Source organism: Glaciecola sp. 2405UD65-10 (assembly GCF_048820975.1).
GTDB lineage: Bacteria > Pseudomonadota > Gammaproteobacteria > Enterobacterales > Alteromonadaceae > Glaciecola.
Map to the genome: position 1 here is coordinate 574,918 of NZ_JBMEUF010000001.1, position 13,126 is coordinate 588,043.

9 protein-coding genes are annotated in these 13,126 nt (G+C 41.6%); 6 read left to right on the top strand and 3 right to left on the bottom strand.

Features of this window, described 5'->3' with window-relative positions:
* Positions 1-225 precede the first annotated feature (225 nt).
* Positions 226-3,285, bottom strand: a complete 3,060-nt coding sequence (locus tag ACOI22_RS02615) for a Tn3 family transposase (RefSeq protein ID WP_420669912.1) — start codon at positions 3,283-3,285, stop codon at positions 226-228.
* A gap of 166 nt (positions 3,286-3,451) precedes the next feature.
* On the opposite strand from ACOI22_RS02615, the gene ACOI22_RS02620 reads away from it, so the two are divergent.
* Positions 3,452-4,285 (top strand): SprT-like domain-containing protein, encoded by an 834-nt coding sequence (locus ACOI22_RS02620; protein WP_420669914.1) that lies wholly within the window; start codon positions 3,452-3,454, stop codon positions 4,283-4,285.
* 346 nt (positions 4,286-4,631) lie between these two features.
* Here the strand turns inward: ACOI22_RS02620 and ACOI22_RS02625 are convergent, their stop codons facing one another.
* Positions 4,632-5,015: a MerR family transcriptional regulator gene (locus ACOI22_RS02625; protein WP_420669916.1), complete on the bottom strand. Its 384-nt coding sequence runs from the start codon at positions 5,013-5,015 to the stop codon at positions 4,632-4,634.
* Between the two features lie 78 nt (positions 5,016-5,093).
* Here ACOI22_RS02625 and ACOI22_RS02630 point away from each other — a divergent pair, with 78 nt between their 5' ends.
* From ACOI22_RS02630 to ACOI22_RS02650, 5 genes are all read left to right on the top strand, one after another.
* The gene (locus ACOI22_RS02630; protein WP_420669918.1) at positions 5,094-5,819 is read left to right on the top strand and encodes a MauE/DoxX family redox-associated membrane protein; all 726 of its coding nucleotides are present in this window, start codon (positions 5,094-5,096) and stop codon (positions 5,817-5,819) included.
* 113 nt (positions 5,820-5,932) lie between these two features.
* Positions 5,933-6,340: a hypothetical protein gene (locus ACOI22_RS02635; RefSeq protein WP_420669920.1), complete on the top strand. Its 408-nt coding sequence runs from the start codon at positions 5,933-5,935 to the stop codon at positions 6,338-6,340.
* 113 nt (positions 6,341-6,453) lie between these two features.
* Complete coding sequence (locus ACOI22_RS02640) at positions 6,454-7,941, top strand: TolC family protein (protein WP_420669922.1); 1,488 nt, start codon at positions 6,454-6,456, stop codon at positions 7,939-7,941.
* The gene (locus ACOI22_RS02645; protein WP_420669924.1) at positions 7,934-9,496 is read left to right on the top strand and encodes an efflux RND transporter periplasmic adaptor subunit; all 1,563 of its coding nucleotides are present in this window, start codon (positions 7,934-7,936) and stop codon (positions 9,494-9,496) included. Before ACOI22_RS02640 ends, ACOI22_RS02645 begins: the two co-directional genes overlap by 8 nt.
* Positions 9,493-12,588 carry an efflux RND transporter permease subunit gene (locus ACOI22_RS02650; RefSeq protein ID WP_420669926.1) on the top strand — a complete coding sequence of 1,032 codons (3,096 nt, stop codon included), beginning with the start codon at positions 9,493-9,495 and terminating at the stop codon, positions 12,586-12,588. The genes ACOI22_RS02645 and ACOI22_RS02650 overlap by 4 nt, the downstream gene beginning before the upstream one ends.
* 74 nt (positions 12,589-12,662) lie before the next feature.
* Here the strand turns inward: ACOI22_RS02650 and cadR are convergent, their stop codons facing one another.
* Complete coding sequence (gene cadR / locus ACOI22_RS02655) at positions 12,663-13,079, bottom strand: Cd(II)/Pb(II)-responsive transcriptional regulator (protein ID WP_420669928.1); 417 nt, start codon at positions 13,077-13,079, stop codon at positions 12,663-12,665.
* Between the last annotated feature and the right edge of the window lie 47 nt (positions 13,080-13,126).

The window sequence follows — 13,126 nt, forward strand, 5'->3', positions numbered from 1 at the left end:
CTGAACTAAAAGCATCGTTTAACAACTGGTTAAAAACAAAATCTAACAACACAAACTGAACAATCATATTTAGTAAAAGGGCATTTTCTCGTTTTCAGCAAACGTAAGGGCAGTGCTCAGCGTTTTTCAGACCTTATAATAGAAAGGCTGAACTACCGTTTAGGTCACTGATTTACGATATTATAATATAAGCCATTGATTAAAATGGCTTAATAATACAAAAAATTAAATTGATACGTCTCTCATCTGCCTTAATGTAGATCCAAATTGGCTTCGCACAACTGGGTTGAATTCATAAATACCCATAAAGTTAATGTGCGCCCAAGCGATAACAGAGCCAGTCGATATTGATTCAATGACATTCATACGTTCATCATGTGAATCAAGAGACAAACAATAGTCAGACAAAAATAAGTAGTTCCATAGAATAATCATATTGCGTAACAAGGTATTACTGGCCATGACCAATTGAATCTCGTCCTGCAGACCGACTTGTAACTTACCGTTTCTTCCAAACAGTACTTTGTCAGCAAGTTTTTGACCTAACTCGACTCTGTTAAGTTGCTTCTGAATATTTTGCCTGAGCGCTTCATCGTCTACATAGTTTAAAATGAAGTGGGTCTTAAGCAAGCGCCCGAATTCTTTAAAGGCTTTATATAGTGTGTTGTCTCGCTCACTACTGGATAACATTTTTAACATTTGTGAAGCACTGCAGCGTTTTAACTTCATAGATGCCATGAGCCTTAATATATCGTCCCAATTATCCAATATGAGTTTCTTATTAATTTGCGTCTTCGGCGCTAATGGCGAATCAGAGTATTTGCTGGTTGTTTTAGACTCATAAGCATAGAGAGTTTGATGATGAACATTTTTAATGCGTGGTGCAAAAGACACGTCCATGAAATGCAAACCCGCAAACACAGCTTCAGTATAACCATGCGTGTCGGTGCTATGAAAGTGCTCCTCTATATCGTCTTGCATCAATGCATGTTTTGATGATACTAACCCTTCAAGGACATAAGGGGCCTCGCGATCTGATGACGTTAAAACATTGACATGAAAAAATGACTGTTTTTCGTCAAGAAAGCTATTAACGCTTATCCCTTGTTCTTTGCCGTAATATTTGTATGAATAATTTGCAAGCAAAGAGTTCACGTTAACCACGACTTTCTTACCATCGCTACTTGAATGTAGTCTGCCATCATTTTCATTATATATGGTGGGTAAGGAGAGAGATTGGATTGTTTTGACTAAAAGGTCATTTGCTCGTTGGAAGTTTTGAGTAGATATCCACGAATTTTCTGTATCTTTTAACGCTTTTTCTGAAAAAAGCTTACTTGCCCTAGCAAGCTCTGTATGACCCAAGTTTGTCCCTAAACTTAATATTGTGGCGAACAGTAAGCGCACGTCTACTTCAGATTTACCAGCACGTGGAAGACGATTGCGAAAACAACTTGAAAAATCAGTCTGCCGGTTTATTTCGAACATGACATCTTGAAGCGTAACTGAGCGAGAAGCTCCCAATAGCGTGGGTATGTATTTCGCGATCGAAAATTCGGGGTCGGGATATTTAATCCGCCAGGTACCATCTTCTTTTGTCGAAAAATGTGAGTTTTCATTGTTGTTAATCCGCTTAATGACGTCCTCAAATTTTCTCGTTACGCTCTGACCAATGTCGGCAAGTACCGCTTTTCCGTCTGCAAACTTTTCAAGCGATGCTGCTGCCAACAGCCTTTTTCGATGATGACTCCACTCTTCGATACCAATCATATAACTTGGCGTTTGTCTGTAACGATAGGAATAAGTTAACGTTAATGACTTGTTCTTTAGTCCCTTCGCCACACTCATGAATAGGAACGCCCGATATTTGTTTATTGGATTGATATCGTCTTCTTCATTCAGGTGAGCCAATTCGATTTTACTTAAGAACGCAGTAGGTGAGTCTTCATCAATACTTTTTGGCTGGGATAAGTAGAAGATTATGGCATCTAACAGTCCTTGGTCCTTGCTTTGCGTGTCAAAGCTCATAGACTTAATAAGCGGACCTAGTGTGCGCTGGAGTTTGATGCTGTTTTCAAACAGCGAGCGATAATAATCAGCATGGGTAGCTAGTTTAGTAATACTGTCCCCAACACGTTCAATATGCTTTTCAAAATCAGGGTTTTCGGCATTGAAAAAAGCGCTTATTAGTTGGTGTGCACGCTCGTTTCGTTCTTCAAAAGACAAATCCGCATCTTGGGTGATGGAATATACTAGCTCTAACACTCTCTTGGCATCTTTTGCACTATTTAGTACCGTTTTATTAGCCTCAAGTGTACTGACTCGTTGCTCGTCGCGTTTGGTCCGCTCATTACCTTTTGCTTTGTTTGTAAATTGTTTAACTACTTTTAAAATAGCATCTGCAGCAAAGTCATGGCGCTTATAAAACTGATCATAAATAAAAGACAAATAGTAAAGCGACTGTTTGTTGTCATTTTTCAATCGCCGGATTTCATCGTTGTTCCCTAAGTAGATCGCATCTGAAAAATGTTTAATCGCTTCGTCTGTGAGCCCCATTTTTTTGTAAACAGGTGATAGTTCAAAAAAGTGATCGCCAAACACCTGTAGTATTGCCGCATTTTGATTGAGGATCCTCTGGCCAAGGCCTTGCTCGATTCTTTTTAGCTCTCTGATGCTATATAGATGCGATTGCGCAGAAAAAAACTGCAACAGCGACTTTTTCTTTTTGAGTGATAATGACTTTTCAACCAAATCAAGCATCCGTGTCTCATAAGAATGAAAAGCAGTCGAGATAATGTCAACAAACTGATTATATGAGGGGATCTCGACGCGGCGCATCCAACAATACGAGACAAGTGCAAACAACATATCTTCTTTGTTCATGCGTATAGATACTAAGCTGTCTGCATGTGCTGCTAACAGTGCAGTCGTGTTAGATGTCATCGCTTGCCAGTTGTATTGCGCAAGTATTTGTTTCTTTTGCCGAGAGGCAACTTCTGGCGAATACGTCGATAAATCAATAGTGCTTTTAAGTGATAGTGCCTTTGTTGCTCTTTTTATATCGGCGTCAATATAACGACTTGTTTCAAAAAAACGTCCTTTTGCTTGAAAGTAGGTCTTAGACACTAAGTAACCGACCTTGGCAACGTCAGATTGCATTTTGTTCAAAATCTTTTTAGTTTCGACATCTAAAGTGAAATAGCCAATAGTTGCTTCTTTCGTTAGTTTTGGTACGCTATCAAACGCTCGCTTTCTCGCTGAAGAAAGTACTTTCATTTTCGCCATTTTATCATTCCTTTTAGTTATTAAAATCAACTTGTTAATTACGTTATCCCTAAAAACGTGCAGTGTACACTGTTGTAATTTAAAGAAATGGTAATTAAAAACGCAATATATATAACTGTATCGTCTTACTAAGCTAGTCATTTTCGTGTAGTGTACAGGGACTAATATGTCATTAATTCACGGATGTTCATCAGGTAAAATGTCGCCCACTAACGAACTCTATGCGCCTCTGATAAAGGCATTTGACCACTTTAATCGCGCATTATTTAATAATGAATTGCCGCCTGTCATTTTTACAGTCCAGCGTAAGAAGAACGTGATGGGGTTCTTCGCGGCAAAACGGTGGGGGAATGCGCAAGGTGAGCTCTGCAGTGAGTTAAGTATTAATCCTTCCTATTTTGCTTCGTCGAGAATAATAGAGGTTTTTCAGACCTTGGTTCATGAGATGGTGCATGCATGGCAATTTCATTTTGGTCTACCGAGCGAGGGTCATTACCATAATAAAGAGTGGGCGCAGAAGATGATGGATATAGGTTTGATGCCCTCAGATACTGGGGAGCCGGGTGGGGCGATTGTCGGTCGCAATATGAGCGACTTTATTATGAAGCAGGGCGCGTTTATGCAAGCGGCTAACGAGCTTTTAGATGATAAAACATTCAATTTATGCTGGGTTGACCGCTTAGCCTTACCTAAACTTCACGAGCCGATAATTGTTGAAAATCCAGTATTTAAACCAAATTCGCTAGTAGAACACTGCGCTCATACAAGTGATCTTATAAACGCAAACGTCATTTCACTTCGGGATGAAGCGCAGTTCGCATCATTTGCAACTCAGCGCGAGGGCCTTACGTCAATACCGGATTCTTTTTTAATTCCAGAAGTAGCAAAACGCCAAACACGGTCAAAGTATACATGCCCTGGGTGCAGCACTAAAATTTATGGCAAAGCGTCGCTAAATGTTATTTGCGGTGATTGCGAGTTACCCTTCATAAAGGGATAACCGCTACTCGGATTTAGCATGTTATCTCTAGTCACGAGTCTATTTGTTTTATTTTCACTTTGCATGCCACCAATCGTTTAGATTGTATCATCCAAATCATGTCATACTGATTTAATCATCTTATAAAAGTTCAATTGCATGTAATTAGCATTAAATTAATATGTTGCCCTTACCGTTGCTCCTTTGAACTTAAGTCGCTTACGTTAATGCTAGCTCACTAGATGTTGTAAAAATATACAGTTATCATTTCGCGATTAAACGTTAAATAACAATGCGGCAATACTTCGCTTGACCTTATGCGAGAACATTGAAGAGTTTTTTACAGTAGAAGATAAACATTGACTTCTTAGCAGTCTCCCTTCAAGCCTTCTAAAATTGGGCATTCGGGTTGTTCACTCGATTTGCATTGCTTGACCAACGATTGCAAAAATGTCATTGCGCTTTTCAATTCTTGTATTTTTATTTGTAAATCTTTCTTCTTGTGCTCCGAAAGCGCCAAGATCGTTGTTCTGTCTTTCACAGAATCGAACTGTATAAGTTGCTTGATTTCAGCAATAGAAAAACCTGCTAACTTTGCATTTTTTATAAATTGCATTTTTTCTAAGTGCGATAGGGCATATTGACGAATACCAGTTTGATTCGAGGGTATGTCTAACAGTTGCTCGCGTTGGTAATAACGTATTGTTTCGACGCTCACATTCGCCTTGTTGGCAAGTTCACTAATTTTCATTTTGTTATACCTCTTGACTCCGTACCTAGCTACGTAGTTTATCATGCGTGTTATCGTAAATTAAGACAAAGGTTATTTATGAGTAAGACAGCGACATTGTATAGAATGGAAACCGCAGAGCATACTTGTCCCTTTGGTTTGAGAGCTAAGGATTTACTTAAGCGGCAAAACTATCATGTTGACGATAGGGTTCTAAATAGTCGTGAAGAGATAGAAAAAATTAAAGACAAGCTTGATGTTGAAACAACACCGCAAGTCATTATTGATGAAACAAGAATAGGCGGCTTTGAAGATTTGGAGCGTTTCTTTGGTAAATCCAAAAAAGAAGACGATACCTCATATTTCCCCGTAGCTGCTTTATTTTCCATTGCCGCATTATTGGCGGCCGGTTTATCGTTTCAATCATCCTCTTCTTTTCGAGCTACAGACACCATCATGCTCTTTATCGGTCTGTCGATGATTATGCTTGGTTTACTCAAGTTGCAAAATATCGACGGGTTCGTGAATGGCTTTTTAGGGTATGACATATTAGCACGCCGTTATGTGCCGTACGCCTTTGTGTATCCGTTTGCAGAAGTCACCGCTGGGCTTTTAATGGTTAGCGGTTTGTTTCCATACATCTCGGTTCCGCTAATGCTGCTTATTGGTGGCGTGGGCGGTATTTCAGTGTTTAAAGCCGTGTATCTCGATAAACGCGACTTAAAGTGTGCGTGTGTAGGAGGCGGATCAAATGTGCCATTAGGCTTTGTTTCATTTTCTGAAAATGCTGTGATGGTTGGTGCGGCGATATGGATGATAATGTAGGATGCATCCGATTGCGATGAACATATTTACTGACGCGCTGCGCCTATTACCCAAACGAACTTACCCAACGGTAAAATTTGGTTTATACTAAAAAAATGAAAAGACGCTGTGTAGTGAAAAGCTTAATAATAATCGTTGCCTTGCTGGCATCACAGCTTGGTAATGCATTTGCTTTTGCGCCGCCCATGCAAGACTGTGGTATGGAAATGTCGTCTAGTACTTATCAAAGCTCACATGGAATGATGACTGATATGGCACAAACCATGTCGAGCAAGCATCATTCGCCATCACAAGAGATCCTGCCAAGCCAAATGGACTGTTGTGACATGACTGTTACTATGTCGTGTTGTGAAGGAGAGTGCCAGTGTAGCTCGCTTATTTCAGCGAGTGCGTTTGTAAGCAACAGTAGCTTGACTGTAGAAATGAACAGTCAATTGCAGCCATCCATCCTTTTTATGACTACCCCATTAGGTCCGTTTTTACACCAACCTAAGCGCCCCCCAATTAACTACATCTCGTAACGTCGTTAAAAACGACGGCTTATTTAACGTGTCGAATAGGTTTGCGCCTTTTGTAAAGTGCGCCTACATGTTCACTATCGTTGTTACACTCATTTATTCTACGAGAAAGTTTTATGTTGACATTATTTCAAAAAAACATGCAGAGCTGGTCTCAGCACCTTACTTTTAAACCTTGCAATGCACAGGCATTCAAAACAGCTAAAGCCTTTATCGCTGGTTTAGTCTTTGTACAGTCATCCTGTCTGTTAGCGCAATCACCCTCAAATCAATCATCCTCAACTCAATCACAGCAAACGTTAACGCTTCAAGATACGATTGAAATAGCACTTAGCAATGATGAGTGGCTAATAAAGAGTGAATTAACGCAGTCGAGGCTCAATGTGCTCAGTGAAGGTGCAGACGCAATGCCTGATCCTACTTTTAGTTTGGGCCTATTAAATTTTCCGGCCAATGGCTTTGCCATTAACCAAGAGCCAATGACGCAAGTAAAAGTGGGGGCATCGCAAATGTTTCCTCGCGGTGATTCACTATCGCTTCAAGAGAAAAAGTTTACATTAATCGCTAATGAGCAGCCCTACCTTCGAGAAGAGCGTCGGTTAAACCTAACACAGCAGACGACTCACTTATGGTTAGACGCATTTGAAGCATCGGCTAGCTATCAACTAGTCAATGAGGCTCGTCCTTTATTCGATAAGTTAGGCGATATTGTCAGTGCAAGTTATGCGTCATCAGCGGGTAAGGCTAATCAACAAGATATTATCAGAGCTGAACTTGAGTTAGTGAGGTTAAATGACCGACTGATTTCGTTGGATACGAAAAAGCGTGTGGCATTATCTACGCTATCGCAATTTTTATTGTCGACGAGTAACAATGTCAAATACAGCACTTATATCTATCAATCAAAAATGCCACCACACCTAGATAAGGTAGATGCAAGTACCATCGAAAAGCTGATGATATTAGATAAGTATGACGAACAAGGCTTGTACGAATTTATTGAAACCCATCCCCTCATCGATGCTACCGAGCAGCGTGTTCGAGCATCAAATGTTGATATTGAATTAGCCGAGCAAGCTTATAAGCCTCAATACGTTGTGAATGCAAGCTATGCGTTTAGAGACGATGCTCCTAATGGGCAAAGTAGAGCAGACTTCATATCCATTGGCGCGAGCGTTAGCGTACCACTATTCTCAAAAAAGAGACAAGACGCCAATCTAGCCGGTGCAAAATTAATGACTGAGGCTATACGCACCGAGAAATTGCTAATTATGCGTGAATTGATGTCTGGTTTAAGCAGTGCGTATCAGCAATACACTGGGCTATCTGAACGTTTTGCCATCTATCGAGACACCATTGTGCCGCAGATGAAACATCAATCAGCGGCTGCACTCAATGCTTATAAAAATGATATTGGAGATTTTGCAGAGGTGGTGAGAGCAAAAATAGCCGAGCTTGATGCGCAAATATTGCTGTTGAACATCGACGTGTCAAAGCGTAAAGCGCTGTCAAATATTGATTACTTTTCTCCCATCCGTTCAAACACATATTCGTCTGCCAAGGCATTGCTACAGACTGAAAAAAAGGACAATACCCATGACTAAATCGATCCTTAAAACACTCGTTGCGGGTATATCTATTGGCTTAATAATAGGCCTGAGCGCTTTTTACACAGTTACATCAAATAATCATAGTAACCATTCAATGGATGAAAATACAGAAGTAGGCGGCAATGATCCGCTTTACTGGGTTGCCCCGATGGATCCTAATTTCAAACGCGACAAGCCAGGCAAATCACCAATGGGGATGGACTTAGTGCCTGTTTATGCAAATGAAGATACACAAGTTTCAAAGGGCACGGTGCAGATTGATCCTGTGACGGTGCAAAACCTAGGGGTAAAGACGGAAGTAGTAGCAAAGGCGCGGCCGCAATTGACTATCGATACCTATGGAGAACTTGTGCTTGCCCAAGATAATATCGTGCATATCCATCCTCGTGTTGAGGGTTGGGTAGAAACCTTAAGTGTGCGCAGCGTAGGCGACTTTATTGAGCAAGGTGAGGCTCTATATTCATTGTATGCTCCCGAACTCGTTAATGCGCAAGAAGAGTTGGTAATTGCGTTGGGGCAAGATAACAAGGCGCTTATTGACGCTGCGCAATCAAGACTAATATCATTAAATGCGCCACAAAGTCTTATTGATGCTATCCGCAAAACGCGAAAAATCATGCGTACGATCACCTACTATGCGCCGCAAAGTGGCTATGTTAGTCAATTGAACATTCAAGAGGGTTTTTATGTGAAGCCGAGCACGACTATGCTGGCTATCGCTAGTCTTAAAAACTTATGGGTATTGGCTGATGTGCTGGCAAGTGATGCAAGTCATGTAGCGGTAGGCCAAACAGCGCTTATAAATAATGAGTATTTACCTCAACAGCGCATTAGCGCCACGGTTGACTACATCTATCCCGATATTGACACGAATACGCGCACCGTCAAAGCAAGGTTTACGCTAGATAACGCTGATTTATCATTAAAACCAGGTATGTACGTTAATGTTGCAATAGACGCCTTTTCAAATGATGGTAATAATCTCGCCAGTCTAGTTACTGTTCCGAAGCAGGCTGTAATTCGAACAGGTGATTCTGACCGCATCGTGCTCGCTTTAGGCGATGGAAAATATAAATCAGTTAATGTCACATTGGGGCGCGCTTTTGATGATGTCTTTGAAGTGTTAAACGGCGTTCATGACGGGGATGAAGTCGTGACGTCAGCACAGTTTTTATTAGATTCAGAAAGCAGCATTAGTTCTGACTTCATGCGATTTGAAGCTCCAAATAATGATGATACTGCTCAGCAGGAAAAAGACAGCGACATAAGTTCATGGACACATGCCACGGTCAACGAAGTGACGATGGACCAAGGCATGGTCAACCTGACACACGGGCCGCTTGAAGAATTTAACATGATGGGTATGACCATGAACTTTATGGTGAGCAAGACGATTGATATGGCTGATTTTACAATAGGGCAGGAAGTACATGTCGAAATAATAAAGTCTGATACGGGAATGTATGAAGTGAGAACTGTTCATTTCATGGACGACATGAAGAAGATGACCGGCATGGGCGAAGCTAATGATCAAGGTGACTCTCAATGATTTCAGCCATTATACATTGGTCCATCCATAATCGCTTTTTCGTTTTACTCGCTACGCTAATATTAGTGGGTGCAGGTTTATATTCCATCAAGAATACGCCTATAGACGCTATACCCGACTTATCGGATGTGCAGGTGATTGTAAAAACATCGTATCCAGGGCAAGCCCCACAAGTTGTTGAAGACCAAGTGACCTATCCATTAACAACGGCGATGTTATCTGTGCCGGGTGCTAAAACGGTACGAGGGTTCTCTTTTTTCGGCGATTCTTATGTGTATATTATTTTTGATGATAGCACCGATTTGTACTGGGCTCGTAGTCGCGTACTGGAATACTTATCACAAGTTATTCCTAATCTACCAGAATCGGCCAAACCACAACTGGGTCCCGATGCAACTGGTGTTGGCTGGGTATATATGTATGCATTAACAGACCCAACAGGACAATACGATATAAGCGAGCTTAGAAGCTTACAAGACTGGTTTTTAAAGTACGAGCTGCAAACGGTTCAGGGCGTGTCCGAAGTGGCCAGTATTGGCGGGATGGTCAAACAATATCAAATCATGGTCGACCCACGGAAACTTCAGGCCTACAACATTCCCTTAACACACGTTCAAATGGCCATTCAACGAGGAAATCAAGAAACTGGCGCGTCTGTTGTCGACATGGCCGAAGCTGAATATATGATAAGAACAACAGGCTATATTTCCAGTCAACAAGATATAGAAAATATTCCCGTTGGAATGGGAGCAACTAAAACAGGCACCCCTTTGTTAATCAAAGATATTGCCCAAGTTGAAATTGGGCCGCAAATGCGGCGCGGATTGGCTGATTTCAATGGGCAAGGTGAAACGGTCGGTGGCATCGTAGTCATGCGCTTTGGTGAAAATGCTCAAGCAACCATAAATGGCGTAAAAGCCAAATTAGACACGCTTAAAGCCAGTTTACCTGACGGTGTTGAAGTCACTACCGTGTATGATCGCTCTGCCTTAATTGAGCGGTCGGTGAATAACTTAAGCAAAAAGCTGCTTGCAGAGTTTGCTGTTGTGGCATTGATATGCGTGATATTTTTGTTTCATGTTCGCTCGTCGCTTGTTGCTATTATTAGTCTGCCTATTGGTATTCTATGTGCGTTTATCATCATGCATATTCAGGGTATCAACGCGAATATTATGTCTTTAGGCGGTATTGCTATTGCCATAGGGGCAATGATAGACGGCGCGATTGTCTTGGTTGAAAACATGCACAAACACATCGAGAAAACGCCTCTAACTAACGAAAATCGTTGGGAGATAGTTGCCAAATCTGCATCTGAAGTCGGACCTGCGCTATTTTTCAGTTTACTCATCATCACAGTAAGTTTCGTGCCTGTTTTTACCTTAGAAGCGCAAGAAGGTCGTATGTTTTCGCCCCTCGCCTATACCAAGACTTACGCGATGGCCGCAGCTGCGGTTTTGGCTATTACCTTAGTGCCTGTGTTAATGGGATACTTTGTGAGAGGGAATATTTTACCTGAACGCAAAAACCCAATAAATCGCGCATTGATGAGTGTGTACCGACCTGTACTTAAGACGGTTTTAGCTTTTCCTAAAACAACCATTTTACTGTCGATTGCTGTTTTGATGGTGGGTTTATGGCCGCTAAACAAGATTGGAAGTGAGTTCATTCCGCCATTGGATGAGGGCGATTTTATGTATATGCCAACGACTTATGCTGGGGTCTCAATTGGTGAGGCGCGCGATATTTTGCAGCAAACTAATAAATTGATTAAAACACTGCCTGAGGTGGAAACCGTTTTTGGCAAGGTTGGAAGAGCAGATACCGCAACCGACCCAGCGCCTTTAACGATGATAGAGACCTTTATCCAACTAAAACCTCAATCACGGTGGCGAGCAGGCTTCGATACTAAAGACCTAATAGATGAGCTAGACAACTTAGTGGATTTCCCAGGACTCACCAATGCATGGGTGATGCCCATTAAAACCCGCATTGATATGCTGGCAACCGGTATTAAAACGCCTGTGGGGATCAAAATTGGCGGACCTGATTTGGCAGTGATTCAACAAATAGGGCAAGACATTGAACAGGTATTGTCGGAGGTAGAAGGCACCGCATCTGTCTACGCAGAGCGTGTGGCTGGCGGCAGGTATATCAATATTGATATTAACCGCCTTAAGGCTGCTCGATTTGGCTTAAACATTGCTGACGTGCAATCATTTATAGCCAGCGCTGTAGGTGGCATGAACTTAACGACCAGCGTCGAAGGTTTAGAGCGTTACCCCGTCCAAGTGCGGTTTCCACAGTCTTATCGCGACTCACCGGAACAGTTAAGAAAATTGCCTTTTGTCACCCCATCTGGTGCACATATCGAACTCGGTGAAGTTGCAAATATTAATATTATTGATGGGCCGCCAGGTATAAAAAGTGAAAATGCGAGACCCAATGGCTGGGTTTATGTCGATATCGAAGATGTTGATATTGGCAACTACGTCAATAAGGCAATTGACGTGGTGCGTGAACAAGTGTCATTGCCAGCAGGCTACTCGATCACATGGAGTGGTCAATATGAATACATGCAACGAGCGAAAGCGAAATTGACCTATGTTGTGCCACTTACACTCGCGATTATCATCATATTGTTATATGCCAACTTTCGCAGCTTTCCACAGGTGGCCATGATTATTGGGACGCTTCCCTTTGCTTTAATTGGAGGTATTTGGTTGCTGTACTTAGAAAACTTTAACTTTTCAGTCGCCGTGGGTGTTGGCTTTATCGCCCTTGCAGGCGTGGCAGTGGAAATTGGAATAATTATGCTTGCATATTTAGACAATAAAGTGAAAGAGTTAGGCGACGATTATAACCAAGATGATTTAAAAAATGCGGTGATTGAAGGCTCACAAATGCGAATAAGGCCTGTGATGATGACGTCTACTTCCATTATATTTGGTTTGCTGCCAGTCATGTACGGCACGGGTACGGGATCAGAAGTGATGAGCCGTATTGCTGCGCCAATGGTGGGGGGAATGGTAAGCGCCTTATTACTTTCGCTTATTGTGCTGCCTGCTGTTTATTATTTGTGGCGGCGTGCATAAATAGACAGACAAAATAAGCGGCAGCAGGCTCTGTCGCTTATACATTCAGTAAAAAACTCAAGTCTATTTATTATTTAATTGGTTGACGTTCGAGAAGTAACGATATTATCCAATTGCTGTAAGACCCCGCAGTCTTTTACTTTTTTATCATCCTCACAAGCTGAACGAAATGAAAGGAGTGTCTTTTGTAATGCATTCAACTCAATGATGCGGCTTTCGATATCTTCAATATGATTATCAATTGTCGCATTGACACTCTCGCAACTATTGTCCGGGTTCGCGCGCGTTTCAAGAACTAGACTAATTTCTTCAATCGTCATATCTAGCGCACGGCATTGCTTAATAAACAGCAACTGCTTTAGTGCTTCGTCCGAATAACTTCGATAATTCGATTGCGTGCGCTCTGGTGCTGCTATCAACGCCTTTCGTTCATAAAAGCGAATAGTTTGAATACTTAGGCCTGTTTTATCTGCTAACTGTCCTATTTTCATTTTACTTTACCTGATGCGCTTGACTCTATACCAAGTATAGAGTTTAC